23 protein-coding genes are annotated in these 24,837 nt (G+C 62.2%); 13 read left to right on the top strand and 10 right to left on the bottom strand.

Annotation, left to right across the window (positions count from 1 at the left end):
* The first annotated feature begins 6 nt into the window (after positions 1-6).
* Entirely contained in the window at positions 7-906 is a 900-nt protein-coding gene (locus tag AC245Y_RS10750; protein ID WP_012757535.1) for a phospholipase, read from the top strand.
* Between the two features lie 36 nt (positions 907-942).
* Here the strand turns inward: AC245Y_RS10750 and AC245Y_RS10745 are convergent, their stop codons facing one another.
* Entirely contained in the window at positions 943-1,146 is a 204-nt protein-coding gene (locus tag AC245Y_RS10745) for a hypothetical protein (RefSeq protein WP_162770397.1), read from the bottom strand.
* Here AC245Y_RS10745 and tpiA point away from each other — a divergent pair.
* The 4 genes from tpiA (at position 1,094) to AC245Y_RS10725 (ending at position 4,845) form a co-directional block, all read left to right on the top strand.
* A complete protein-coding gene (gene tpiA, locus AC245Y_RS10740; protein ID WP_012757534.1) occupies positions 1,094-1,864 on the top strand; it encodes a triose-phosphate isomerase in 771 nt (256 codons plus the stop codon). The two genes, AC245Y_RS10745 and tpiA, sit on opposite strands and share 53 nt — an antisense overlap.
* A gap of 119 nt (positions 1,865-1,983) precedes the next feature.
* Positions 1,984-2,532, top strand: coding sequence for a preprotein translocase subunit SecG (secG, locus tag AC245Y_RS10735; protein WP_017994130.1), 549 nt, complete (start codon positions 1,984-1,986; stop codon positions 2,530-2,532).
* A 142-nt stretch (positions 2,533-2,674) separates the two neighbouring features.
* Complete coding sequence (pyrG, locus tag AC245Y_RS10730) at positions 2,675-4,303, top strand: CTP synthase (RefSeq protein WP_012757532.1); 1,629 nt, start codon at positions 2,675-2,677, stop codon at positions 4,301-4,303.
* A 71-nt stretch (positions 4,304-4,374) separates the two neighbouring features.
* Positions 4,375-4,845, top strand: coding sequence for an SRPBCC family protein (locus AC245Y_RS10725; RefSeq protein ID WP_017994129.1), 471 nt, complete (start codon positions 4,375-4,377; stop codon positions 4,843-4,845).
* 38 nt (positions 4,846-4,883) lie between these two features.
* Here AC245Y_RS10725 and AC245Y_RS10720 read toward each other — a convergent pair whose 3' ends face one another.
* Entirely contained in the window at positions 4,884-5,972 is a 1,089-nt protein-coding gene (locus tag AC245Y_RS10720; RefSeq protein ID WP_012757530.1) for a citrate synthase/methylcitrate synthase, read from the bottom strand.
* Positions 5,973-6,055: 83 nt separating this feature from the next.
* Here AC245Y_RS10720 and AC245Y_RS10715 point away from each other — a divergent pair, with 83 nt between their 5' ends.
* The 5 genes from AC245Y_RS10715 (at position 6,056) to AC245Y_RS10695 (ending at position 12,261) form a co-directional block, all read left to right on the top strand.
* Entirely contained in the window at positions 6,056-7,201 is a 1,146-nt protein-coding gene (locus AC245Y_RS10715; protein WP_017994128.1) for a citrate synthase, read from the top strand.
* Between the two features lie 139 nt (positions 7,202-7,340).
* Positions 7,341-7,859, top strand: coding sequence for a FecR domain-containing protein (locus tag AC245Y_RS10710; RefSeq protein WP_012757528.1), 519 nt, complete (start codon positions 7,341-7,343; stop codon positions 7,857-7,859).
* Between the two features lie 5 nt (positions 7,860-7,864).
* Positions 7,865-9,721, top strand: a complete 1,857-nt coding sequence (locus tag AC245Y_RS10705) for a CHASE2 domain-containing protein (protein ID WP_017994127.1) — start codon at positions 7,865-7,867, stop codon at positions 9,719-9,721.
* Positions 9,722-9,820: 99 nt separating this feature from the next.
* Positions 9,821-11,761 (top strand): DEAD/DEAH box helicase, encoded by a 1,941-nt coding sequence (locus AC245Y_RS10700; RefSeq protein WP_017994126.1) that lies wholly within the window; start codon positions 9,821-9,823, stop codon positions 11,759-11,761.
* Between the two features lie 65 nt (positions 11,762-11,826).
* The gene (locus tag AC245Y_RS10695; RefSeq protein WP_017994125.1) at positions 11,827-12,261 is read left to right on the top strand and encodes a GNAT family N-acetyltransferase; all 435 of its coding nucleotides are present in this window, start codon (positions 11,827-11,829) and stop codon (positions 12,259-12,261) included.
* A 19-nt stretch (positions 12,262-12,280) separates the two neighbouring features.
* Here the strand turns inward: AC245Y_RS10695 and AC245Y_RS10690 are convergent, their stop codons facing one another.
* Both AC245Y_RS10690 and AC245Y_RS10685 read right to left on the bottom strand, forming a co-directional pair.
* A complete protein-coding gene (locus AC245Y_RS10690) occupies positions 12,281-13,126 on the bottom strand; it encodes an SDR family oxidoreductase (protein ID WP_017994124.1) in 846 nt (281 codons plus the stop codon).
* A gap of 37 nt (positions 13,127-13,163) precedes the next feature.
* Positions 13,164-14,336 carry an NADH-dependent flavin oxidoreductase gene (locus AC245Y_RS10685; RefSeq protein ID WP_017994123.1) on the bottom strand — a complete coding sequence of 391 codons (1,173 nt, stop codon included), beginning with the start codon at positions 14,334-14,336 and terminating at the stop codon, positions 13,164-13,166.
* A 108-nt stretch (positions 14,337-14,444) separates the two neighbouring features.
* Here AC245Y_RS10685 and AC245Y_RS10680 point away from each other — a divergent pair, with 108 nt between their 5' ends.
* On the top strand, positions 14,445-15,338 hold the full coding sequence (locus AC245Y_RS10680) for a LysR family transcriptional regulator (RefSeq protein WP_017994122.1): 894 nt from the start codon (positions 14,445-14,447) through the stop codon (positions 15,336-15,338).
* A gap of 247 nt (positions 15,339-15,585) precedes the next feature.
* Here AC245Y_RS10680 and AC245Y_RS10675 read toward each other — a convergent pair whose 3' ends face one another.
* From AC245Y_RS10675 to AC245Y_RS10665, 3 genes are all read right to left on the bottom strand, one after another.
* The gene (locus AC245Y_RS10675) at positions 15,586-17,823 is read right to left on the bottom strand and encodes a xanthine dehydrogenase family protein molybdopterin-binding subunit (RefSeq protein WP_017994121.1); all 2,238 of its coding nucleotides are present in this window, start codon (positions 17,821-17,823) and stop codon (positions 15,586-15,588) included.
* Between the two features lie 12 nt (positions 17,824-17,835).
* On the bottom strand, positions 17,836-18,309 hold the full coding sequence (locus AC245Y_RS10670; protein ID WP_017994120.1) for a (2Fe-2S)-binding protein: 474 nt from the start codon (positions 18,307-18,309) through the stop codon (positions 17,836-17,838).
* A 317-nt stretch (positions 18,310-18,626) separates the two neighbouring features.
* Positions 18,627-19,001: a c-type cytochrome gene (locus AC245Y_RS10665; RefSeq protein ID WP_017994119.1), complete on the bottom strand. Its 375-nt coding sequence runs from the start codon at positions 18,999-19,001 to the stop codon at positions 18,627-18,629.
* 540 nt (positions 19,002-19,541) lie between these two features.
* Between AC245Y_RS10665 and AC245Y_RS10660 the strand changes: the two genes are divergently transcribed.
* Entirely contained in the window at positions 19,542-21,446 is a 1,905-nt protein-coding gene (locus AC245Y_RS10660) for an adenylate/guanylate cyclase domain-containing protein (RefSeq protein WP_017994118.1), read from the top strand.
* Between the two features lie 178 nt (positions 21,447-21,624).
* Entirely contained in the window at positions 21,625-22,329 is a 705-nt protein-coding gene (locus AC245Y_RS10655) for a class I SAM-dependent methyltransferase (protein WP_026157356.1), read from the top strand.
* Here AC245Y_RS10655 and AC245Y_RS10650 read toward each other — a convergent pair.
* The 3 genes from AC245Y_RS10650 to trpC are packed head-to-tail and all read right to left on the bottom strand — an operon-like array spanning position 22,298 to position 24,829.
* A complete protein-coding gene (locus AC245Y_RS10650; RefSeq protein ID WP_017994116.1) occupies positions 22,298-23,521 on the bottom strand; it encodes a molybdopterin molybdotransferase MoeA in 1,224 nt (407 codons plus the stop codon). The genes AC245Y_RS10655 and AC245Y_RS10650 overlap by 32 nt on opposite strands.
* Complete coding sequence (gene moaC / locus AC245Y_RS10645; protein WP_012757521.1) at positions 23,518-24,015, bottom strand: cyclic pyranopterin monophosphate synthase MoaC; 498 nt, start codon at positions 24,013-24,015, stop codon at positions 23,518-23,520. Before moaC ends, AC245Y_RS10650 begins: the two co-directional genes overlap by 4 nt.
* Position 24,016: 1 nt before the next feature.
* Entirely contained in the window at positions 24,017-24,829 is an 813-nt protein-coding gene (gene trpC / locus AC245Y_RS10640; protein ID WP_017994115.1) for an indole-3-glycerol phosphate synthase TrpC, read from the bottom strand.
* Between the last annotated feature and the right edge of the window lie 8 nt (positions 24,830-24,837).

Below are 24,837 nucleotides of genomic sequence, written 5' to 3'. Positions count from 1 at the left end.
ATCCGAATGCGAATGTCCACAAGTCATTGCACGATCATCACCGCAATTGCGGCGTTTTTCCTATCCGCAGCCGTGCTGTCCGCCAGTGGACCAGCGCAGGCAGCCGATGTGCTGACGCCGTTCAAGGATGATCTGTTTTCGAAGCAGACCGTGTTGCAGACCGGCGATAACGGCGCCTTCGAGCTCATCGACTATGACGAGATGCGCGATATCAACGGCCGCGACCAGATCCCGCAAAAGCGTGTGCAGCAGAAATATGTGGCGCTCGGCATCCGCAAGGCGCAAGCGGACGAGACGCTGTCCCTCGACGGCATCAAGCTTGATGTCACCAGGGTGGGACCTGCTCAGAGTGCCGCTTTCACGGTGATTTTCATCCATGGGCGCGACGGCGATCGCCGGCTCGGCGCCAACGACTATAGCTTCGGCGGCAATTTCAACCGGCTGAAGAACCTCGTCGCCGGCAATGGCGGCGTTTATTATTCGCCGACGGTCAAAAGCTTCGACAGCAGCGGCGTTGCGGCGATTGCCGGCCTCATCCGCCATGCCGGCGCGCAATCGCCCGGCCGGCCCATCATCCTTTCCTGCGCCTCGATGGGCAGCCAGGTCTGCTGGGGCATTGCGCGCGATGGTGACAGCGTCAAGCGGCTTAAGGGCATGCTGATCATGAGCGGGGTCACTGATCCCGATTTCACCAGGAGCGCCTTCTACAAGGCGAAGCTGCCGCTCTGGTTCGCCCATGGCAGCCGCGATCCGGTCTATGCAGCCACAGACCAGCAGGCGCTGTTCGAAAGCCTGCACAAGGCAAAATATCCGGCGCGTTTCACGCTTTTTCAGACCGGCAATCACGGGACGCCGATCCGGATGATCGACTGGCGTCGGGTTTTGAACTGGATTCTGGCTGGCTAAAGCATGTCGCGCAAAAATGTGCGGCGGTTTTTGCGATCACGCCATGCGCAAAAATGCCGAAAGGGCGGTTTTCGGCAGAAATATGCGCGGGATCGACGAGATTCCCCTTACGTCAGGGGCATGATGCTTTTCTTTGCCACAAGCTTTTGATATTGCCCAAGGCATATGCAGATTGTGGAAGGCCAGCATGACCCCTGACGTGCGCCCGCTTGTGGCGGGAAACTGGAAAATGAATGGCATGCGTGCCTCCCTGGATCAGATCAAGGCGATCGCCGAGGGTGTTCATCCGCCGCTGGCCGACAAGGTCGAAGCGCTGATCTGCCCGCCGGCGACGCTGCTCTATGTGGCGACGGCACTGTGCACCGACAGCCCGCTGGCGATCGGCGCTCAGGACTGCCATCAGAACCCGTCCGGTGCGCATACCGGCGACATCTCGGCCGAGATGATTGCCGATTGTTTCGGCACCTATGTCATCGTCGGCCATTCCGAGCGGCGCACCGACCATGCCGAAACCGACCATCTGGTCCGCGCCAAGGCGGAGGCCGCCTTTGCCGCAGGGCTGACGGCGATCATCTGCATCGGTGAGACGGCGGATGAACGCCGGACAGGCCAGGCGCTCGACGTCATCAAGCGCCAGCTTTCCGCCTCCGTTCCGGACGGCGCCACCGCCGAGACCACAGTTATCGCCTACGAGCCGATCTGGGCGATCGGTACCGGTGTGACGCCGACATCAGGTGATGTCGAGAAGGCGCATGCCTTCATGCGGGCAGAGCTCGCGGCTCGCTTCGGCGACGAAGGCCGCAAGATGCGTCTTCTCTATGGCGGATCGGTCAAGCCGGCCAATGCCCATGAGCTGATGGGCATCGCCAATGTCGACGGCGCGCTGATCGGCGGAGCGAGCTTGAAAGCGGCCGACTTCCTCGCCATCTACCGGGCCTATGAGGCGCTGCTCGCCTGAGGCATTGCTTATTCCTAGTTTTATTCCGGGCCGAAGGGCTTGGAATAGATGAAAGCCTCATGTAAAGAGCCGCCAGAATTCTTACTTATGTCCGTCTCCAGGCGGGCAGGACTGGACCCATGCAGACCGTATTGATTGTCATCCATCTCATGATCGTGCTCGCCCTTGTCGGCGTCGTGCTCATTCAGCGCTCGGAAGGCGGCGGCCTCGGCATCGGCGGCGGTTCCGGCTTCATGTCGGCCCGCGGCACGGCCAATGCGCTGACGCGCACCACCGCGATCCTTGCGACCCTGTTTTTCCTGACCTCGCTCGGCCTCGGCATCCTGACGCGTTACGAGGGCCGTCCGAGCGACATTCTCGATCGCATTCCGGCTACAGGCGGCCAGGGCAACGGCATTCTCGATTCGCTCGGCGGTGGCGCACAGGCTCCAGCAACCCAGCCGGCCGGCAACGGCGTTCCGAGCAGCGGGGCGGCGACGCCCGCACCGCAGGCTCCCGCCGCTCAGACGCCGGCAACTGGGGCTCCGGCAACTCAGGCCCCGGCAGCCACCGCACCTTCAACGACTGCTCCGGCAACGACTGCTCCGGCAACGACTGCTCCGGCAACGCCCGCAGCTCCGGCCGCGCCGGCACCGGCTCAGCCCTCCGGCGTCCCGACGGGACAGTAAGCCGGTCTTCGACATAAACGCCGGCAGGCCCTCGGGTCTGCCGGTTTTCTTTTGTTCAGATTCCTGCGCCACGCATCGAAAGTTCTGGAAAAGAATTTTTGGGCTGGTGGAATCGTTTTTGAAAAGGTATCCGGTGAATCCCATGGCGCGATACGTATTCATCACTGGCGGCGTGGTTTCCTCTCTCGGAAAAGGAATTGCGGCCGCGGCTCTCGGAGCGTTGCTGCAGGCCCGTGGATATCGGGTTCGGCTTCGCAAGCTCGACCCCTATCTGAACGTGGACCCGGGCACGATGAGCCCGACCCAGCACGGCGAGGTCTTCGTCACCGACGACGGCGCGGAAACCGATCTCGATCTCGGTCACTACGAACGCTTTACGGGGCGTTCGGCGACCAAGACCGACAACATCACCACCGGCCGCATCTACAAGAACATCATCGACAAGGAACGGCGCGGCGACTATCTCGGTGCGACCGTGCAGGTCATCCCCCACGTCACCAACGAGATCAAGGATTTCGTCATCGAGGGCAATGACGACTACGATTTCGTCATCTGCGAGATCGGCGGCACGGTCGGCGACATCGAAGCGATGCCGTTCATGGAAGCGATCCGCCAGCTCGGCAACGACCTGCCGCGCGGTACCGCCGTCTACGTTCACCTGACGCTGATGCCCTATATTCCGGCCGCCGGCGAGCTCAAGACCAAGCCGACGCAGCATTCGGTGAAGGAACTGCAGGCGCTCGGCATTCATCCCGATATCCTGCTGGTGCGGGCCGACCGCGAAATTCCGGAAGCCGAGCGCCGCAAGCTCTCGTTGTTCTGCAACGTTCGCCCGTCTGCCGTCATCCAGGCTCTCGACGTCGCCAACATCTACGATGTACCGATAGCCTACCACAAGGAAGGCCTCGACGACGAAGTGCTCGCGGCCTTCGGTATCGAGCCGGCGCCGAAGCCGCGGCTCGACCCGTGGGAAGAGGTCTGCAATCGTATCCGCACGCCGGAGGGCGAGGTGACGATCGCGATCGTCGGCAAATATACCGGCCTCAAGGATGCCTATAAATCGCTGATCGAGGCGCTGCATCACGGCGGCATCGCCAATCGCGTCAAAGTCAATCTTGAATGGATCGAGTCCGAGGTCTTCGAAAAGGAAGATCCGGCGCCCTATCTCGAAAAGGTGCACGGCATCCTGGTGCCCGGCGGCTTCGGTGAACGCGGTTCGGAGGGCAAGATCCATGCTGCCCGCTTTGCCCGCGAACGCAAGGTGCCGTATTTCGGCATCTGCTTCGGCATGCAGATGGCGGTCATCGAGGCGGCGCGCAATCTCGCCGACGTTTCCGGTGCCTCCTCGACCGAATTCGGCCCGACGAAAGAGCCGGTGGTGGGCCTGATGACCGAATGGGTCAAGGGCAACGAGTTGCAGAAGCGCACGGCAGCCGGGGATCTCGGCGGCACGATGCGCCTCGGCGCCTACAAGGCGGCGCTGAAGAAGGGCACGAAGATCTCGGATATCTACGGTTCCACCGATATTTCCGAGCGTCACCGCCACCGCTACGAGGTCAATATCGATTACAAGGATCGGCTCGAAAACTGCGGCTTGGTCTTCTCCGGCATGTCGCCGGACGGCGTGCTGCCGGAGACGATCGAATATCCGGATCATCCCTGGTTCATCGGCGTGCAGTACCACCCGGAACTGAAGAGCCGGCCGCTCGACCCGCATCCGCTGTTTGCCAGCTTCATAGAAGCGGCGACGGAACAGAGCCGCCTCGTCTGATGCATGCAAACCAGATCGCGTTGTTTCAGGCGCGATCTGGATAACATCCGTGCCTGCGCTAACTTGCCGGCATGACCCCTTCACGCAGCACGACCGTCTCACGCTTCATCGCAGCGCCGCGCGAGCGCATCTACCGCGCCTTCCTCGATGCAGACGCGGTCGCCACCTGGCTTCCGCCCGATACGATGAAGGGCATTGTCCATGCCTTCGAGGGCAGGGAAGGCGGCGCCTTCTGCATGTCGCTCGTCTATCCCGACGACGAGACATCGCAACCGGGCAAGACCTCCGACAAGACAGACAGGTTCGAAGGCCGCTTTGCCAAGCTCGTGCCGGATGAACGGATCGTCTGGGCAACGGTCTTCGATTCCGAGGACGAGGGCTTTTCCGGCGAGATGACCGTCAGCACGATGTTGTCGCCTGCGGATGGAGGCACCGATGTGACGATGTTCTGTGACAATATTCCGTCCGGGATCCGCCTCGAAGACAATGAGGAAGGGTGCCGCTCGACGCTCGGCAATCTGGCCGCTTTCGTCGGCGGTTAGGGATCGGCGGCAGGACATGCTGCCGCCGAATTCAATCTTCAGGCAGCCGCCGGTAGCGGCCCGATATAGACCGAGCGCGGCCGGATCAGCCGGCCGTCGAGCGCCTGTTCGCGGGCATGGGCCAGCCATCCGACGGTGCGGCCGATCGCGAAGACGCCGGTGAAGGCCTCGCGGGGAAAGCCGAGCGCTTCGAGCAGCAGCGCGGTATAAAACTCGACATTGACGTCGAGCGGCCGGTTCGGTTTGCGTGCCTTCAAGATGGCCAATGCAGAGGCCTCCACGGCTTCGGCCAATGTACCGCGGGCGCTGTTTACCTGTCCGGTTGATATCAGCGGCTTCAGCGCTCCCTTCAGTGCATCGGCGCGCGGATCGCGGACGCGATAGATGCGGTGGCCGAAGCCCATCAGCCTTTCGCCGCGGTCGAGCGCTTCGCCGAGCCACGAGTAAGCATTCTCCGCCGTTCCGATCGCATCCAGCATGTCGAGCACAGGACCGGGCGCGCCGCCGTGCAGCGGCCCTTTCAGCGCGCTCAGTGCGGCGAGCACGGAAGAAGTGAGGCCGGCCTGCGTCGAGGCAATGACGCGTGATGCGAAGGTCGAGGCATTGAGGCCATGGTCTGATATCGTCACGAGATAGGTGTCGAGTGCCGCCGTCTGCTCCCTGGTCGGCAATTTTCCGGTCAGCATACGCAGGATATCGGCCGCCTGCGGCAACGAGGCGTCGGGCGCGATCGGTCTTTTGCCGCTTTGCATGCGAAGGATCGCCGGCAGGAAAACTGCGGGCGCAGCCAGAAGGCTGAGCGCAGTATCGAAATCCTCGCCGTCGGGCAGGCGGGCGATCAGCGCCCGCATCGCATCAACAGGAGGCAAAGCGAGCAGGGCGGCATCGGCGGCCTTGATATGGCCGAAAATCCTCGTTCGCGCCTGCGCCAACCAGTCGCGCAATTCCGCTTCGTCGAAGCTTTTTTCCATCAGCCCATCGAGCAACAGGGCGGCGACGCCTTCATAGGTGCCGTCTGCAACTAGGTGATCCAGCGATACACCGCGGATGATCAGTCGTCCCGCTTCGCCATCGACATCCGAAAGCTGCGTTTCGGCAGCAATGACATCTTCCAAGCCGTTTTTCATGTTGTTTCTCCTTTACGGTCCGGATGATCCGACCTAGTTTCATTGACGTCAATCTTGACGCAATTGATCAATGTGAGGCTCCGATGTCGTGGCTGACCGCCGAGGAGGCGCTGCAGGCGCTGAAGACCAAGCCGCAGACGCTCTATGCCAATGTCAGCCGTGGGCGCATCCGCGCCAAGCCCGATCCCGCCGACCCGCGCCGCAGCCTCTACCAGGCTTCCGACGTGACGCGGCTTGCCGAACGCCATGCCGGCCGCCGCAAGACTGAAACGGTGGCCGCCGAGGCGATCCGCTGGGGCGATCCGGTTTTGTCGTCGGCAATTTCCACCATCATCGGCGGACGGCTTTTCTATCGCGGAAAGGATGCGGCCGGTTTCGCTGAAGTCGCGACGCTGGAGCAGACGGCGGCGCTGCTCTGGAACGGCGCGGAAATACTCTCCTCCGGCAGCGGAACCGGGCATGCCGCTCCGTCGCTTCAGGCGGCGTTCCTGGCGCTGGCAGGGCGGGTGACATCGGATCTGCCATCGCTCGGTCGCTCGCAGGCAGCACTTCGCCGTGAAGCAAGTGGCGTTCTCCGTACCGTCGCCGATGCGCTCGCGCCGGGACCTTTCGACCAGCCGCTGCATTTGCGGCTTGCGGCAAGCTGGCAGCGGCCGGATGCTGCCGATTGCCTGCGTCGCGCGCTGGTGCTGCTTGCCGATCACGAACTCAACGCCTCGACCTTTGCGGCGCGGGTCACGGCATCGGCAGGTGCTGCCCTTTCAGCCGCCGTGCTGTCCGGTCTGGCGACGTTGACAGGGCCGCTGCACGGCGGCGCCTGGCAAGGCGTCGACGCCTTGATCGAGACCGCTTCCACGCTCGGGGCGGAGCAGGCGATTCGCCGTACGCTTGCCCAGGGCAATCGCCTGTCGGCCTTCGGCCATCCGCTCTATCCCGATGGCGATGTCAGAGCCTTGGCGCTGCTGTCGCACTTCCCTCTGCCGCCGCAGTTTGCCGAGGTCCGGGAAGTGGGCGAGGAGATGGTCGGCGAGAAGGTCAACGTCGATTTCGCGCTTGCCGCAATGGCCGCCGCCTTCGATCTCCCAAGGGAGGCGCCGATCATCATTTTCTCGCTTGCCCGTTCCGCCGGTTGGCTTGCACATGCGATGGAGCAGATCGACAGCGGCGAATTGATTAGGCCGCGGGCGCGTTATGCCGGACCGGTGCTTGAAACGGATAGTAGAACGTAAGAATTCCGCCGGCGATTGCGCCGGTTTGCTTTTTTTGCCTAGGGAAATATTTGAATTCGGCTATCATGCCTCATATGGAAGAAGACGGTTGGCGGGCGCTTTCCAAAAGAGCTGTTCCGCACGGTCAAGGGGACTTTCCATGAATACGACGCTTCGCAGCCTGCTTGCCGCCGCGCTCGCTATCGGCCTCATTCCGCATGCGGCGGCCTTTGCGCAGTCTGCCGGCTGCACCGTATCGCGTGATGCCGGCGCCCGCCAGGTGCTCAGTTGTCCCGGCGGCGTCACGGTGACGGCAGAGGCCGGAGCCGCCTACAGCCTCGTCGACCGCAACCGCGACGGCAGCCCTGATTCGGCGTCGCTGCGGCGCAAGGCCATCCTCGTCGATGTCGACAGCAGTCAGCACGCGGGTGGTTTCCAGGTCGTGACGCCGCAGGCGATCGCTGCCGTGCGCGGCACCCAATGGGCTGTCGATGTCGCAGGCGGCAAGACCTCGGTGCTGGTCGTCAGAGGCAGCGTCGCAGTCCGCCGGCCGGCCGGCGAGGCGGTGGTGCTGTCGCCGGGCGAGGGCGTCGACGTTACCGGCGGAACGGAACCCCTCGTCGTGCGTCGCTGGCCGGCGCCGCGCGCCGCTGCCCTTCTTGCCCGCCTCGGCCAATAAGTCCCATGAACCATCGCTTGCTGACAGTGATCGCGCTGCTGCTCGCCGGTCTTTGGGGAGCTGCGCTCGGCTATGTCAATCTCAATGCCGAAAGCGGCCTTCTCGATCGGATGGAAGCCTCGCTTGTCGATATCCGCAGCGCCATCGTCGGGGCGAAAACACCGCCTCCCGTCGTCTCGATCGTTGCGATCGACGACCGCACCGCTAGGGCGCACGGCTATCCGCTCGATCGGGCGACACTTGCGCGCCTCGCCGGCGCGATCACCGCGTTGAAGCCGAAGGCCCTGGCGATCGATATTCTGCTGGTCGATCCGGGGCCGGAGGCGGGTGATGCGGCGCTGACTGCTGCCTTGCGCCAGGGGCCGAGCGTGATTGCGGCTGCGGCCACTTTCGCGCAAAGCCGCCAGCGGGTCACGGATACGGCCGGCGATCCGCTTGCAGCCATCCCTGAGGCAAACCAGCTGCTGTTGCCGCTTCCGCGCTTTGCCGAGGCCGCCGCGGTCGGCATCGTCAATGTCGCAACCGACCAGACTGGCACGCCGCGCTTCATTCCGCTGATCTCGCGTGCCGCAGACCGGCTGGATCCAGCTTTTCCGCTGCGTGTCGCGTCGGTGGCGCTCGGCGTCGATCCCACGATCGAACCCGATGCCATCATGCTCGGAAAGCTGCGAATTCCCACCGATGTCGGCCAGCGCCTGCCGGTGACCTTTTATGGCGGGCATGGCAGCATCGCCACCTTCAGCGCCGCCGATGCGCTTGATGGCAAGCTTTCGGCGGATGCGGTCACTGGTCGTATCGTCGTCATCGGTTCGACGGTGACTGGCGGCGGCGACGTCTTCCCGACGCCGTTCGATCCCGTCATGCCGGGCGTCGAGGTAATGTCGACGGCGATCACCCATCTCGTCACTGGCGACGGCATGGTGCGCGACCACCGGATGCGGCTGATCGATGCCGCCACCGCCGTCGGACTGGCGATCGTGCTCGTGTCGCTGGTCGCCTGGCGCCGGAGTGCGGCAGGCTACATCATCATCGTGCTGACGCTGATCGTCTGGGCGATGCTCAATTTGTCGGCCTTCGCGCATGGCTACTGGCTGAGTGCGGCGCTGCCGATCGCCGCAGCACTGCCGCCGGCGCTGGCTTATGGCGCGGCCGAACTCTGGCTCGACCGTGGCCGCGCCCGTCATTTCGCCGAGCAGAGCGCGCTCCTGCAGCGCATCGAGGCGCCTGGCCTTGGCGAGTGGCTGGCGCGAGATCCGAATTTTCTCGCCGCGCCAGTACGCCAGAACGCCGCCGTCATCTTCATCGATCTCTCGGGCTTCACCGGCCTCAGCGAAAATGTCGGGCCGGTGGCGGTGAGCGAGATGCTGAGCGGCTTCTTCGAATTGGTCGACGAGGAGGCGCGCGCCCATGGCGGCGCCATCACCAGCTTCATGGGCGACGGGGCGATGATCCTGTTCGGCCTGCCGGAGCCCGCCGATGACGATGCCGCCCGCGCCGCTGCCTGCGCGGTCAGCCTGTGCGAGCGCACACGGGCCTGGCTTCAAGCGCATGCGGGCTTTGCCCCGAAGAAGATCGGCTTCAAGGTCGGCGCCCATTGCGGCCCGATCGTCGCCTCGCGTCTCGGTACCGGCGACCGGCAGCAGATCACGGCGGCAGGCGACACCATCAATGTAGGCAGCCGGCTGATGGAGGTCGCCGCCCGCCATGGCGTCGAACTTGCCTTGAGCGCCGAAATCGTCCGCGCCGCCGGCCCTAATAGCGTGCTCACGCAGTCCGGCCGGATGGAGGGACCGTTGGAAACGGCGCTGCGCGGCCGGGCAAGCCGCATCGACGCCTGGCTGTGGCGTAGCCGCACGCTTTGACAATCGCCGCGGGAGCGGCTAGGAACGGCGCAAATACCCCGCCGGCTGGCTCCGGCCATGGCGCAGCAACGCGCCTGACAGCTCCGAAAGATCGAACTCATGACAGAATTTAACGGCGTCGTTCCGGCGATCGCCAAGGCGTTGCAGAAGCGCGGTTACGCCGAACTCACCCCGGTGCAGAAGGCGATGCTCGATCCGGCGCTCGCCGCTTCCGACGCGCTGGTCTCGGCCCAGACCGGCTCCGGCAAGACCGTCGCCTTCGGCCTGGCGCTGGCGCCGACGCTGCTCGAAGGCAGGGAGCGCTTCGGCAATGCCGCCGCGCCGCTCGCCCTCGTCATTGCCCCGACGCGCGAGCTTGCCCTGCAGGTGAAGCGCGAGCTCGAATGGCTCTTTGAGATGACCGGCGCGGTGATCGTCAGCTGCGTCGGCGGCATGGACATCCGCAGCGAGCGCCGCTCGCTCGAACGCGGCGCCCATATCGTCGTCGGCACGCCCGGCCGGCTTTGCGACCATATCCGCCGCAGGGCGCTCGACATGTCGGAACTCAAGGCCGCCGTGCTCGACGAGGCCGACGAGATGCTCGATCTCGGCTTCCGTGAGGATCTCGAATTCATCCTCGATGCGGCGCCGGACGAACGCCGGACGCTGATGTTTTCGGCAACGGTGCCGGCGGCGATCGCTAAGCTTGCCAAGAGCTACCAGCGCGATGCCGTGCGCATCAGCACCGCGGCCGAGGAAAAGCAGCATATCGACATCGAATATCGCGCGCTGATGGTTGCCCCGAGCGACCGCGAGAATGCGATCATCAACGTGCTGCGCTATTACGAGGCGACCAATGCCATCGTGTTCTGCTCGACGCGTGCCGCCGTGAACCATCTGACGGCGCGGTTCAACAACCGCAATTTCGCCGTTGTGGCGCTTTCCGGCGAGCTGACGCAGAACGAGCGCACCCACGCGCTGCAGGCGATGCGCGACGGGCGCGCCCGCGTCTGCATCGCGACTGACGTTGCCGCCCGCGGCATCGACCTGCCGGGGCTCGATCTCGTCATCCATGCCGACCTGCCGACCAATCCGGACACGCTGCTGCACCGCAGCGGCCGAACCGGCCGGGCCGGACGCAAGGGCATCAGCGCCATGATCGTGCCGCTGAATGCACGGCGCAAGGCAGAGCGCCTGCTCGAGAATGCCGGTATTTCGGCTGCCTGGGCGCGGCCGCCCTCGGCCGAGGAAGTGAGCGAGCGCGACGACGAGCGGCTGCTCGCCGATCCGATCTTCAACGAAACGCCGCAGGAGGAAGAGCAGGGGCTGGTACAGCAGCTTCTCGCCAGCCACGGCGCCGAAAAGCTCGCCGCCGCTTTCTTACGTCTTTACCGCACCAATCATTCGGCGCCGGAAGATCTGATCGAAGTTACAGTGCAGGACGACCGCAGCCGCAAGCGCCGCGACAATGCCGAGCCCTACGAGCCGGCGCAGAAGGGACCGCGCGAAGATTTTGGCGCCAGCGTCTGGTTTTCCGTCTCGGTCGGGCGCAAGCAGAATGCCGAGCCGCGCTGGCTGATCCCGATGCTCTGCCGCAACGGCAATGTGACGAAGCGCGAGATCGGCGCGATCAAGATGCAGCCCGAGGAAACTTTCGTGGAGATCGCCGCGGCAAGTGCGGAAAGCTTCCTGGCGGCGATCGGTCCGAACAAGGCGCTCGAACGCGGCATCCGCGTGACCAGGCTTTCCGGCACGCCGGATTTCAGCCGGGCGCCTGCGCCGAAGCCCTATGCCGGCAAGCCATCGCGCGACGAGCGGCCGGATGATTCGTTCCGCGGCGAGCGGCCGAAGAACAAGTTCGGCAAGGGTCCGGGCGGCGGATATGTCGCGGCCGACAATAGCGGCGGGGAAAGACGGGATATCAAGCCCTGGAGCAAGAAGCCGGGCAAACCCCCTTTCGATGGGCCGAAGTCCGACAAGCCGAAATTCGAAGGCCCCAAATATGAGGGCAAGGGCGGCGGCGCACCGAAGAACAAGTTTTCAAAGAAGAAGCCCGGCTGATTTTGCCGGCAGCCCTTCGCTGGTCCGGCGGAGGGCTTTGGGCCGTATCCCTGAGGGAGGCAAGGATGGTGATGGAAACGGCGATCCTCAGCGTCCCGGTTTTCAGTACGCTCTGCAATGAGGCCTTCCGGCTGCGGCGCGCTATCTTCGTGCATGAGCAGAAGGTTCCCGAAGTCGAAGAATTCGATGCCGACGATCTCAGCGCCCATCATCTCGTAGCCGTCACGGCGGGCGAAGTCTCCGGCACGCTACGGGTGATTTACGCCGAGGAACATGTGAAGATCGGCCGGGTTGCGGTTGCCGGCCGATGGCGCGGCCGCGGCATTGCGGCTGATATGATCGGGCGTGCAATGGAACTGCACCGCGACGCGCGCGGCAACCGCTTCTATCCCACTGCGCAGGCGGACAAGCTGCCGCTTTACGAGCGTTTCGGCTTCGTTGCCTATGGCGCGGAATTTCTTGACGGTGGCATGCCGCATCTTGCCATGAAGAATTACTGAGCATCAGCAAAGCGTCGTTTCAGGCTTGGGATTTCACGTCAAAGGCAAGCGAACTTGAAAGGTCCCGGTAGGCATCGATCTGTTGCTTCAACAGCGCGATTTTCTGTTCCACCATGCCAACAGCATCAGCTCCGGCGATGAACCGGCGGGGTAGCTCCGGTTGGTTGACCAGGGTGATCAGCGCTTGGGCGAGTTTTGCGGGATCGCCGCTCTGCTGGCCGTTGGCGGACTTCCAGAATGCCAGGTGTTGGGCGCGCCTTTCGTCGTAGTCGCTGACAGATGACGGAGCATATTGAGTTGATTCGTCAGTCAGCAATTCCGTGCGGAAGAAGCCCGGATTGACGATCATCGTTTCGATACCAAACGGCGCCACTTCGGGCTGCAGCGATTCCATCCAACCATCGAGGGCAAACTTCGCGGCAGAGTAAGCGCTGCAAAACTCAAAGCCCAGCAGGCTGGCCGTCGATGAGATCGAGATGATCTTGCCGGATTCCTGCCGGCGCATCACCGGCAGGACGGCGCGGGTGACACTCATGGGGCCGAGGAGACTACTCGCCAGTTGCAGATCGATCTGAGGCGGCGTCAGCTCCTCAAAATAGCCTGAGTAGAAGTTTGCGGCATTGTTGACCAATATGTCGATGCGACCAAAGCGCTCGAGTGCGGCCTTGACGGCAGAGTCCGCGTCGGTCGGCTTGGTTACATCCAGTGTGACGACGAGCAGATTTTCCGACTGGCCGATCGCCTTGGCAACGCGCTCCGGGTTGCGGCCGGTTGCAACGAGTTTGTCGCCAACAGCCAGAACCGCCTTTGCGAAATCCAGGCCCATGCCGCGCCCGGCTCCTGTGATCAACCAAACCTTACTCATCGAATTTTCCTTCATGCGAAGATTGTGTGCCGATGCTCTATGCGGTGGCCTTCTGCCGCTGCTCTTCGTGATCATCGTTGATGTTGAACCAGCCGGTGGCCGCCTCGATGACGCCCCAGAGTTTGGCCGGAAGGGCAATTTCCGGGATTGTCGTGGTCCTGATCTCGTTCTCGATCAGCTTCTCATTGCCACTGCGTGAAAGTTCGACCCACTCCGGGTTTATCACCAGCCCTTGGCCTACAGCCACAAGCGAAAGGCCCAGATGAAGGGCGCTTTCCGCCTGTTGGGGTGACTTGATCTGGCCAGCGGCGATAACCGGAACGCGCCCCGCTACCATGGCGGCGATCAGTTCAGCGATAGGACGATCGGCGATGGCTTCGAGTGGTTGGGCTTCGAGTACGCTCGTCAGCGAAGCATGGATGTAGTCGACGCCGCCGTCGATCAGATGCTCGATGAGTTCGTAGGTGTCTTCAATACGAAGGCCGCCCTCTTCAGGTTCTTCCGGCGGGACCCGGTATCCCAGAAGAAACGGACGCGTCGCGTGTGTGCCTATCACCCGCCTCACGTTGCGGACCACGGCGAGCGGAAACCGCATCCGCTTTTCCAGCGAGCCTCCCCATTCGTCGTCGCGATAATTGTGGAGCGGCGAGTAAAAGTTCTGGATCAGAAAGCCGTGGGCCGCATGCAGTTCGACCCCATCGAAGCCGGCTTCGATAGCGCGGCGGGTTGCTTCGCCGAAAGCAGAAATCACATCAAGGATTTCCTCGTGGCTCAGTGCGCGCGTCGTGCCGCCGCCTGGATTGAAAGGACCGGGTGAAACTTGCAGCGAACTGGCGCTGACAACGTCTCCGTCCGGGATAAGCGCCGGCACGGCCTTGCTGCCGGCGTGAAAAATTTGAAGAATCGCTGGCGCACCGCCACTTTTGGCCGCCTCCGCCAGACGCCGGAGGCTTGGTGTGAAGCTGTCATCATAAGAAGCGAATTCGCCCGTGAACCCGATGCCATTGGGCAAGACATGCGTGCAACCCGTTAGAACGAGGCCAACGCCGTTCACCCTACGTCGATAGTAGGACACTTCCTCATCCGAGACTGTTCCGTCGTCATTGGCTGACCACGTCGTCATCGGAGCCATGACGACCCTGTTTCGAAGCGTGATCCCATTGGCGAAAACGAAGGGTTCAAATAGTGCGGGGGCGGCTTCCATCATCATTGTCTCTCTTGCATGCCGTTCAAGCGGTTTGTGAAATGACAGGTAGCAATGAAGACAAACTTTGATTAGTTGGTATAATCGGCATGAAGTTAGAAATGAGGGAGATAAATGAGGCACGGTGATTTCAGCGAGCTTGCAGCCTTCATCGCCGTCGCCGAGGCCGGAAGTTTCACGCGCGCCTCTGCCAAGCTGGGACTTTCCCAGTCTGCCGTCAGCTACTCAGTCAGGATGCTGGAGCAGAGGCTGGGGGTGCGGCTAATCTCACGCACTACGCGAAGCTTGTCGCTGACCAATGCCGGAGAGCGTATGCTTCGGAACCTCCGCCCTGCCTTCGAACACATCGAAAGCGAGATCGCTGCCGTCACCTCACTTCGTGACAAGCCGGCGGGCACTATCCGCATCACGACGTTTCGATATGCCGCCATGAGCGTGCTTTGGCCTGTCATGACAACATTCTTGGCTGAATACCCGGATATTGAAATGGAGGTCATTCTTGACGAGGGCCTGACGGATATCGTGGCCGGCCGGTTCGACGCCGGTATTCGCATTGGAGAACAGGTTCAAAAGGACATGGTTGCCGTCAGGATCGGCCCTGACCTTCGCATGGCGGTCGTGGGATCGCCGTCCTACTTCCAGAACCGCACAATCCCGATGACGCCCCGCGATCTCGGCGACCACCGGGGTATTAGCTACCGGCAAACCACAGGAGGTGGATTGTATGCCTGGGAGTTCGAGCGCGACAGCGAGGAGCTTGTGGTCAGAATGAATGGGCCGCTCATCATCAACGATAGTTTGATGCTGGAAGCCGCTGCTTTGGATGGGCTCGGGCTTGCCTACACTTTCGAAAGTCAGGTTTCACAATACGTTGCAGACGGGCGACTGATCCGAGTCCTCGACGATTGGTGCCAGCCGTTCCCTGGCTATCACCTGTATTACCCAAGCAGACGTCAGCATACGGCCGCGTTTGCGCTCCTCGTCGAGGCGCTTCGTTTCAAAGGCTGACGCTCCTGCCAGGGCTGTACGCAAGATGGTCGCGATGGGTTGGGGGACTGACCTCAGTAGCGCGATTGCCGATAGATGTAAGGTCCTGCCTGTCCTGATTGCTGATGAAGCGCGCGGTCATCGCTGACTGCGAAATCTTAGCGCCGTTATTGCCAAGACGTCACGCGACAGGAACATCGCGGCCCTGTGCGGCTCGCTGCATTCAGCGGCGCACAGGACCCGGGCAGGCTCTCGTCCGAGCCAGGTTCTAAGCGAGGTTGAAAGGCATCTGCCTGACCGGCTTGCCTGTCAGACGCGAGATGGCATTGGCAAATGCCGGCGCCAAAGGCGGCAGGCCGGGTTCGCCCATGCCTGTCGGTGCATCCGCGCTTGGAACGATGTTGACGTCGAATTCCGGCACATCCGTGATCCTTGCCACCGTGAATTCGCTGAAGTTGCTTTGCTCCACAACACCGTCCTTGAGCGTGATTTCCGAGCCGGTAAGGCACGTCGACAAGCCCATGATCGCCGCGCCTTGGACCTGCGCTTCCACGGTCCGAGGGTTGACGGCCAGATTGCAGTGCACCCCCGCCGTGACCCGATGCAGCTTCGGCTGCCCATCGACGACGGAGGCTTCCACCACGTAGGCCACCACGGATGAAAAGGATTCGTGCACGGCCACACCCCAGGCCCGGCCTTCTGCCAATGTCCTACTGCCGTAACCGCTCTTGTCTACGGCGAGTTGCAGTGCATCGCGATGACGAGGATGCTCATCGCCAAACATCTTCATTCGATATGCGACCGGATCCTGGTCGGTGGCTCTCGCTATATCGTCGAGCAAGGTCTCCATCACGAAAGCCGTATGGGTGGAGCCAACGCTGCGCCACCACAGAACCGGCACGTTGGCAGCAGGATGATGTACTGTCAGGCGCATGGGAAGCGGGTAGGGGCTCCGCATCCCCTCTGTCGTGGCGGCATCGATGCCGTCCTTCACCTGGAACTTCTCGAACACGGTTCCCGTCAGTATGGACTGGCCGACGATGGTGTGGTCCCAGGCCAGTACATTGCCCTCTTTGTCGAAGCCAATGCGAGCGCGGTGAAGATGCGTTGGACGGTAGTAGCCGCCCCTCATATCGTCCTCGCGGCTCCAAAGCGTGCGCACTGGCGCCTTCAGCCCCGCCGCCCTGGCGGCTTTGGCTATCTGGCAGGCCTCCATTGCCGTGTCGCTGCTGCTGGAAAAGCGCCGGCCGAAGCCACCACCCGATGTTTGCACATTCACCACGACCTGTTCCGGCTTGAGGCCGAGCACGTTTGCGGCAACGCCGGCATCGAGCCCCGCACTTTGGCTTCCCATCCAGATCTCGGCACGATCGTCGGAAAGCCGAACCGTGCAGTTCAGCGGTTCCATCGCCGCGTGGGCGAGATATGGAAACACGAACTCGGCTTCCAGACTCAAGGGTGCGGTTTCCAATGGCGCCATGTCGGCATCGAACTGGCGCGGGCCGGGGCGATTGGCGATCTCGCGAAACTGGGCAAGTTGCTTTTCACTATCGACCTTTTCGACAGCCGATGTGTCCCACTCCACCTTAAGGGCGTTGCGGCCCTGAGATGCCTGCCAATATCCGTCGGCCACCACGGCCACGCCCTCTGCACCGCGATCCAGCGGCACCCGCAAAACAGCTTTCACGCCCTTTACTGAACGCGCTGCGCTGTCGTCCAGGGAGGCTATCTTGGCTCCGAAGACCGGAGGGCGAGCCACCACGGCCGTCAATTGTCCCGGCAGCTTGAAGTCGATGCCAAAACTCTGTTGGCCACTGCTCTTGGCTTGTGCGTCCAGACGCTGGGTGGGTTGGCCGATGATGCGGAAATCCTTCGGATCTTTCAACGCTATTTTCTGAGGCACGGGCAGGGCCATGGCCGCTTCGGAAAGTTCTCCATAGCCGAGCTTGCGGCCATCAGAAGCCAGAACCACACCGGCCTCGGTTCGCAGCGTCGAAACATCCACGTTCCAGCGGTCCGCCGCGGCTGCGAGTAGCATGGCGCGGACGCGGGCACCCAACTCGCGATACTGCGTAAAGCTGTTCTTGATGGTGTTCGAACCGCCGGTAAGGTGCATTCCGAAGAGCGGATCAACATAGGCCATGTCATTGGTGCCGAGCTGGCTGCGTACTAAATTCCAGTCCGCGTCGAGTTCTTCGGCCAGGATCATCGGCAATGCCGTTTGGACGCCTTGACCGAACTCGAGCCGGTTGATTGTGACCATAACTTCGCCATTTGGCGCAATTTGAACAAATGCAGAAGGCCGCTCGGTCGGCTTCAGAGCGGTGGGCACCTCATCCGCGTCGGTGGACTGGGCCGCGGCCAGATGCGGGAAAATGCCGACAGCCAGACCGAGGGCCCCCGTCAGCTTGAGAAAGCTGCGGCGTGGCAACGCCTGAACCGCCGTCGAACGACCCCGTTCCAGCATGTGCTGCAGCGCACGTGGTAATTCGCTATTCGGCAACATATGGCGTCTCCTTCAGACGAGATTGCTGGCAGCATCGGCTATGGCGGCGCGGATGCGGACATAAGTTCCGCAACGACAAATATTGCCTTCCATTGCCGAATCGATCTCCGAGGCAGTCGGCTGCGAACCGGAGGGCAGGGATGCGAGGAACGCCGTGGCGCTCATGATCTGACCGCTCTGACAATAACCGCACTGCGCTACATCGTGCTTGACCCAAGCTGCGTGCACCGCTGCGCCGACACGGTCGCTGCCGTCGGTCGCTTTTTCTATGGTGGTGATGGTCAGGCCCTCGGCAGCGGAGAGAGGGGTGCTGCAGGAACGGACGGCCTCACCATCCAGATGTATCGTGCACGCGCCGCAAAGCGCGGCGCCGCAGCCGAACTTGGTCCCGGTCATACCGAGCGTGTCGCGCAGGACCCAAAGGATGGGTGTCTCTGGGTCGGCATCGACCTTGTGCTGATTACCGTTGATATTCAGTGTGATCATGACTGGTCGGTTCTCCGATGTTTCATACTGGATGTGCTCGTTGACCGTCGATCTCTAAGGAGAGCGACGGCGACGGGAGTGCCGCCAGCACCTCCGGGATGATGAGACGCCGTCGACCAAGAGCCTGCTCTCCGGGATAACGTTAGCTTGTCCGGCGCCGCCGAATTAGTTGGCGAAACCTGCACGACGTTAGAAAGGCGGCTTCTGAATGCGAAGCAAAAGCACGAGCTGACACGTCAACCCAAGACGGGGTCAGCGATGATCAGCCGGGTCGGGTGCCCATCGATCGCCGGCTTGCTGAGCCACGAGGTTCGCCGCTACTCCGACAGGGACTTCAGGTAAGCGATGATGTTTAGCCGATCCTCAGGCTTGGACACGCTCACGGTCATTGTGGTTGTCGGTACAACTTCGCGGGGCGCTGCTAGAAACCGGTCCAACGTCGCCTCGTCCCATACTAATCCCGACGCTTTCATAGCCGCCGAATAGCGGACGCCCTCCACAGAGCCGGCTGCGCGCCCGACAACGCCACCGAGCCCCGGTCCAGCCTTTTTCTGGTCCGTGGTCGAATGACAGGCGGAACAGCGCTGAAACGCTTTTTGTCCCAAGGCGACATCTCCCTCCGCTGCGGCAGGAGCCGTCGCCGACACCAGGATCAAGGTGGAGATCACAACGGACGCAAAAATTTTTGTCATGCGTGTTCTTCCCGAATACAGGCTTTCGAAGCCCTGAAAGGACGGTGGATTTGCGCGCGCCAGCGCCGTTGCTGGCAGGCCGCGCTAAAGACCTTAGACCCAAGACGCGCCTCATCTTCTCCGGACATGGCATCGCACTGGAGACGGCGGTTGGTTGGGGACGTTACCTCGCCTCAGCATGGAGCATTAGGCGGTACTATCTGCATGATGTTAGAAATGAGGTTCATAAATGCCCGACAGCCAACGATCGTCGACGAAGGTTGTCTGCCTTTTTTGCACCAGCAGGACTCAACCCTCTTGATGCCTGCCGCAGCATGCAATCAGTTGAGCTTAAGCTTCCCTTGGAGAGGTTCTGCAGACATCGGTTGCAGCGCGGAAGTTCGCCTATTTAGAAACCACATTCATAACTTCATGCGAGCAACGACGGCTAATCCAGCCGTTCGTTCTTTGCTATCGCTCTTCACTGCCCATGGTGGATCTTCCACCCGGAAGAACGATCGGCAGTGGAACGTGACAGAAATGCGAACAGGAAGTTCCGCGATGCAACGTAAGCTCGCAGCGATTCTCGCCGGGGACATTGTCGGCTACAGTCGGCTCATGGCGGAAAACGAAGCGACGACGTATGCGGAGTTGCGTTCCGTGTTTGACGACGTGATCGATCCAGCGGTCCAGCACCATGGAGGCCGAACATTCAAAAACTCTGGCGATGGCTTCCTCGCTACATTCCCGAGCGTTAACGAAGCGTTGAATGCGGCGGTGGAGATTCAGAACGGCTTCGATAGGCGGCCCTTTGAATTTCGGATCGGCATCAATCTTGGTGACGTCATCGAAGACAATGGTGACATGTACGGCGATGGCGTGAATGTCGCATCGCGCCTTGAGGCAATGGCAGATCCTGGCAGTATCTTTGTTAGTGGTGCGGTGGTCTTGAGTGCTGACCGGGGTCGAGGCGACGAGTTTTTCCGCATTGGACGTCGGAATGCCAAAAACCTTCCTGAACCACTCGATGTCTATGCGGTCACGCGCGCTGGACGACGGAGAAGCAAATGGAGCCGGTACGCGGCTCTTGTCCCGCACGTGAGCGCTCGCCTTGGCTATTGTCTTGGGGCTGCGTCGCTCGTGCTCATCGGAATCGCAATCCAGCCGCTTCCTCTCGCGGCAATGATCGGCCGGATACCGGCTGAGCTTTCGGTGCTTGCCAGCGGTGAACGGCCGGACCCTCGGCCGTCTGTGGCTGTTATGCCTTTCGACAATATGAGCGGCGAGGCAACACAGGCCTACTTTGCCGATGGGCTGACGGAAGACATCACGACTGAACTTGCCCGAAACTCGGAACTTCAGGTGATTGCCCGCAACTCGGCTTATGCGATGCGAAGCCAGGAAGCCGATGTCCGCAAGGTCGGCGAGAAATTGGGTGTGGCCTACGTCATCGAAGGTAGCGCTCGACGGGTGGGTGATAAACTCCGCGTCGCCGCTCAACTTATTGACGTGAATAGCGGAGCTCACCTCTGGTCGCGCAGCTATGACCGCCATATCGATGATATATTCACGGTCGAAAGCGAGTTGACATCCGAGATCGTTGCCCACCTTGTTTCCTTTGTCCGCAAGTCTGAAGCCGCAGAGGCGATGAAACGCCCAACCAAGGATTTGCAGGCCTACGATCTCGTTCTTCAGGCACGCGCTCGTTTCACGCACGATTCGAAAGATGCCGAGGGGCTTCTTTCCGCCCGAGGACTTTTCCAGCGGGCTTTGGAATTAGACCCGGCTTATGCCGTGGCGCGTGCCAATCTCGGTATGACCTATATCTTCGATGTCACGCAAAACGTCAGCGGCCACGCCACAGACCGAGACCTGGAGATTGGCTTGAGCGAGGCGCGTCAATCCATCCGACTCGATCCAAATCTGGCGATGGGATATCAGGTATTGAGCTACGGCTTGGCTGCAAGCGGCGATTACGCTGGTGCTTTACAAGCGGGACACCGGTCGGTGGAACTCAATCCGAATGATCCTGACAGCATGATGGCGCTCGCAAAAGCCCAGGTTCGTTTTGGTGACTACGATGGAGCATTACGGAATGCTGAGCGTGCCCGCCGTCTTCATCCCATAGCTCCCGAATATTATGCTTATGTGCATGGTCAGGCGCTTTATGCGGCTGGTCGTAGCGATGAAGCTGCGAGCGTTATCCAAGAGTGCCTGATCCGCGCGCCGCAGGATTCGAATTGCCTGCTCATTCAAACCGCGTTGCAGGCTGGTCGCTCAGAGCTGGACAAGGCCAAGGCGACCATGGCCAGTTTGGTCAAAGCAAAGCCCGACTTCTCGCTTGAAACAGAGCGCAACTATCGTCGGTTTGGTGATTCCCCGCTAATGGAACAATTTCTCGCAGATCTCGCGCGCGCCGAGGCTCCCAAGACGGTCTCGCTTCAACGGCCTGTGTTGCGTTCTTAAATGGCATACGGCACACCTCATCACGAATAGCGGTGCAGTTCCTTGCGAAAAGCCTGGCTCGGCTTCATTATTCCACCCAAATCATAGCGTGCATAAATGGCGCGGAATTTTACAACGGCGGCCTGCTCTTGCTATTAAAAACGATAGGCAGTTACAGCGCCGGCAGGAGCAGATGACGATGAAACGCCCGGGCATGTCTCAACCCGATCCGGCCGTCTTCATCCGTGCCAACCTGCCTATATCACCCGTTCCATCCATCCCCGAGATCCGGATTCATACGGCAGGGCCCGCGAGCGGGCTCTGGCGGCTTGCCGGCCGCGGAGAGGCCGATCCGCCGCCTTACTGGGCCTATCCCTGGGCCGGCGGCGCAGTGCTTGCCCGCCATCTGCTCGATCGACCGGAAATGGTGACCGGCCGCCGGGTGCTCGATCTCGGCGCTGGCTCCGGGCTCGTGGCCATTGCCGCGGCGAAGGCCGGAGCAGCCACGGTGACCGCTATCGACATCGATGCCAATGCCATTGCCGCAATCGGGCTCAACGCAGCGATCAACGGTGTGAACATCGTGGCCTTGGCCGCCGATATTATCGAGGATCAGCCACCAGCGACTGACCTTCTCGTGGTCGGCGACCTGTTCTACGATCCCTCGCTTGCCTTGCGGGTGATGGCCTTCCTGCGGCGTTGCCAGGCGAGCGGCGTCGAGGTGCTGATCGGCGATCCCGAGCGGGCCTACCTGCCGCAGGGAGAACTCAACCGAATCGCCACCCATGCAGTTGCGGATTTCGGCGGGGGCACTGGCGGCGGTGCCGTGCAGGCGGGTGTCTTTGCGCTCTCCGGCAAAGTTGAAGGCGAGATTATGCCAGGAGGTCAGGCCGCAACAGCATGACCGGGCAGGGCGCTCCGGCCGGCAGCTCCGGCGCATGTGGCGGGCGGATGACGAGGCAATCGGCTGCGGCGAAGACCTTCATCATCGAGGAATCCTGCTTGCCGAAAGGCTCGGCGAGCCAGTGGCCGGCGGCGGATTTCGAAAGTTTCGCCCTGATATAGTCCTGCCGGTGGTCGTTGGCGCGCAGCGTGACAGCCGCCTCCACCGTTGCCTCGCGGCGCACCGGCGGCAGGGAGGCAAGCCTGCGGATCAGCGGCTCCAGGAAGAGCAGCGAACAGACGAGGCTCGAGACCGGATTGCCGGGCAGGCCGAGCACATGCGTCTCGCCGAAGCTGCCGACCATCAGCGGTTTGCCGGGGCGCATGGCGATGCGCCAGAAATCGAGCTGCATGCCGGCCTCGATCAGCGTGGCCTGCACCAGATCATGGTCGCCGACCGAAGCGCCACCGAGCGTGACGATCACATCGACCCCGGCATCCCGGGCCGTGTCGATCGCCGCGGTGATCCTGGCCTTGTCGTCAGGCACGATACCGAGATCGAGCACATCGGCGCCGGCTTTGCGGGCAAGGGCTGCAATACCAAACGTATTGGATGCGATGATCTGTGAAGGGCCGGGCGTGCTTCCGGGCGGCAGCAGTTCGTCGCCGGTCGCGAGGATGGCGATCAGCGGGCGCCGCAGCACTTCGACATCAGGCCGGTTCATGCCGGCAGCAACCGTCAGCCGCGAGAAATCGAGCACGGTGCCGGCCGACAGAACGGCTTCGCCTTCGGCGAAATCCTGACCGCGCGGACGCACATGCTGGCCCTGCCGCACAGGGAAATTCGTTCGGATACCGCCTTCGATCTTCTCCGCATCCTCCTGCAGCAGGACGCTGTCGGCGCCCGGCGGAACAGGCGCGCCGGTGAAGATACGGACGGCTTCACCCTGGCTGACGCTTCCCTCGAAGCCGTGGCCGGCGGAAGACGTGCCGATGACCTTCAGCTCGGCGCCCGGCTCCGGCGCGTCTTCGCGGCGCAGCGCATAGCCATCCATGGCGGAGGCATTGAAGGGCGGCTGGGTCAGGCCGGCCGTCAGATCGACGGCCAGGACGCGGCCCTCGGCTTCGGCTAGCGGCAGCGTCTCGGACGCAGCAGTGGGTTTTGCGCGAGAGAGCAAGCGGTTCAGGGCGTCGGCGACCGGGAGAAGGTTCATCTTGCCTCCGGATGACGGAAATCGCCGGATTTTCCGCCGGACTTTTCAAGAAGCCGGATGCCGCCGATCTCCATTGCCTTATCGGCGGCCTTGGCCATGTCGTAGATCGTCAGACAAGCGACCGAGACGGCGGTCAGCGCCTCCATCTCCACACCGGTCTTGCCGGTCAGCTTGGCGGTCGCCGTAACGCGCAGGCCGGGCAGGGCGGCATCTTCCTCGATCTCGACCGTGACCTTCGTCAGCATCAGCGGATGGCAGAGCGGGATGAGATCGGCGGTGCGTTTTGCCGCCATGATGCCGGCAAGGCGCGCCGTGCCGATCACATCACCCTTCTTGGCATTTCCTTGGACGATGAGAGCAAGCGTTTCCGACGCCATCTTCACATGGCCCTCGGCAGTGGCGATGCGCACCGTCTCGGCCTTATCGGAGACATCGACCATATGTGCCTCGCCGGAGGCACCGATATGGGTCAGACCGGGCTTTGCGCCGCTCATATCATTCGGCCGCGATGGCGGCTTCGCCGAAGAGCAGTGCGCGGGTGGCGGCGGCGACGTCCTCCTTGCGCATCAGGCTCTCCCCGACAAGGAAGGTATTGATGTCGACGGCCTGCAGGCGCTGGCAATCGGCATGGGTGAAGATGCCGCTTTCGCCAACCAGGAGCCGGTCATCAGGCACCATGGGGGCAAGCGCCTCGCTGACGGTGAGGCTGACCTCGAAAGTACGCAGATTGCGGTTGTTGATGCCGATGAGCGGCGAGGAGAGTTTCAGCGCCCGCTCCATCTCCTCTGCGTCGTGGACTTCGACCAGCACGTCCATGCCGAGGGCGAAGGCCTCGTCCTGCAGGCGTTCGGCTTCATCGTCGGACAGCGAGGCCATGATCAAGAGGATGCAATCGGCGCCCCAGGCGCGGGCCTCGTGCACCTGATAGGTCTCGAACATGAAATCCTTGCGCAGCGCCGGCAGCGCGCAGGCAGCACGGGCGGCTGTCAGAAATTCCGGCGCGCCCTGGAAACTCGGACTGTCGGTCAGCACCGAAAGGCAGGCGGCACCGCCGGCCTCATAGGCGCTGGCCAGCGACGGTGGATCGAAATCCGGGCGAATGAGGCCCTTCGAGGGGCTTGCCTTCTTGATTTCGGCGATCAGGCCGAAGCGGCCGGCATCACGCTTGGCAATGAGCGCCTTGTGGAAGCCGCGCGGGGCGGACTGGCCGGTCTGCATCGCCTTCAGATCGGCAAGCGACACTGTCGCCTTGGCAACGGCGATCTCTTCGCGCTTGTAGAGTTCGATCTTCTTCAGGATATCGGTCATCGGGCAAT

Source organism: Rhizobium sp. SRDI943, assembly GCF_057653695.1.
This window is presented reverse-complemented; position numbering and strand designations above follow the sequence as displayed.

Excerpts from the sequence above, each read along its gene's own strand:
- AC245Y_RS10680 (WP_017994122.1), top strand. The coding sequence starts at position 14,445 with ATGAGGCACGGTGATTTCAGCGAGCTTGCAGCCTTCATCGCCGTCGCC.
- AC245Y_RS10725 (WP_017994129.1), top strand. The coding sequence starts at position 4,375 with ATGACCCCTTCACGCAGCACGACCGTCTCACGCTTCATCGCAGCGCCG.
- AC245Y_RS10660 (WP_017994118.1), top strand. The coding sequence starts at position 19,542 with ATGCAACGTAAGCTCGCAGCGATTCTCGCCGGGGACATTGTCGGCTAC.
- AC245Y_RS10665 (WP_017994119.1), bottom strand. The coding sequence starts at position 19,001 with ATGACAAAAATTTTTGCGTCCGTTGTGATCTCCACCTTGATCCTGGTG.
- AC245Y_RS10710 (WP_012757528.1), top strand. The coding sequence starts at position 7,341 with ATGAATACGACGCTTCGCAGCCTGCTTGCCGCCGCGCTCGCTATCGGC.
- AC245Y_RS10705 (WP_017994127.1), top strand. The coding sequence starts at position 7,865 with ATGAACCATCGCTTGCTGACAGTGATCGCGCTGCTGCTCGCCGGTCTT.
- moaC (WP_012757521.1), bottom strand. The coding sequence starts at position 24,015 with ATGAGCGGCGCAAAGCCCGGTCTGACCCATATCGGTGCCTCCGGCGAG.
- tpiA (WP_012757534.1), top strand. The coding sequence starts at position 1,094 with ATGACCCCTGACGTGCGCCCGCTTGTGGCGGGAAACTGGAAAATGAAT.
- trpC (WP_017994115.1), bottom strand. The coding sequence starts at position 24,829 with ATGACCGATATCCTGAAGAAGATCGAACTCTACAAGCGCGAAGAGATC.
- AC245Y_RS10750 (WP_012757535.1), top strand. The coding sequence starts at position 7 with ATGCGAATGTCCACAAGTCATTGCACGATCATCACCGCAATTGCGGCG.
- AC245Y_RS10650 (WP_017994116.1), bottom strand. The coding sequence starts at position 23,521 with ATGAACCTTCTCCCGGTCGCCGACGCCCTGAACCGCTTGCTCTCTCGC.
- pyrG (WP_012757532.1), top strand. The coding sequence starts at position 2,675 with ATGGCGCGATACGTATTCATCACTGGCGGCGTGGTTTCCTCTCTCGGA.
- AC245Y_RS10715 (WP_017994128.1), top strand. The coding sequence starts at position 6,056 with ATGTCGTGGCTGACCGCCGAGGAGGCGCTGCAGGCGCTGAAGACCAAG.
- AC245Y_RS10700 (WP_017994126.1), top strand. The coding sequence starts at position 9,821 with ATGACAGAATTTAACGGCGTCGTTCCGGCGATCGCCAAGGCGTTGCAG.
- AC245Y_RS10720 (WP_012757530.1), bottom strand. The coding sequence starts at position 5,972 with ATGAAAAACGGCTTGGAAGATGTCATTGCTGCCGAAACGCAGCTTTCG.
- AC245Y_RS10670 (WP_017994120.1), bottom strand. The coding sequence starts at position 18,309 with ATGATCACACTGAATATCAACGGTAATCAGCACAAGGTCGATGCCGAC.
- AC245Y_RS10695 (WP_017994125.1), top strand. The coding sequence starts at position 11,827 with ATGGTGATGGAAACGGCGATCCTCAGCGTCCCGGTTTTCAGTACGCTC.
- AC245Y_RS10685 (WP_017994123.1), bottom strand. The coding sequence starts at position 14,336 with ATGATGATGGAAGCCGCCCCCGCACTATTTGAACCCTTCGTTTTCGCC.
- AC245Y_RS10675 (WP_017994121.1), bottom strand. The coding sequence starts at position 17,823 with ATGTTGCCGAATAGCGAATTACCACGTGCGCTGCAGCACATGCTGGAA.
- AC245Y_RS10655 (WP_026157356.1), top strand. The coding sequence starts at position 21,625 with ATGAAACGCCCGGGCATGTCTCAACCCGATCCGGCCGTCTTCATCCGT.
- secG (WP_017994130.1), top strand. The coding sequence starts at position 1,984 with ATGCAGACCGTATTGATTGTCATCCATCTCATGATCGTGCTCGCCCTT.
- AC245Y_RS10745 (WP_162770397.1), bottom strand. The coding sequence starts at position 1,146 with ATGCCATTCATTTTCCAGTTTCCCGCCACAAGCGGGCGCACGTCAGGG.
- AC245Y_RS10690 (WP_017994124.1), bottom strand. The coding sequence starts at position 13,126 with ATGAGTAAGGTTTGGTTGATCACAGGAGCCGGGCGCGGCATGGGCCTG.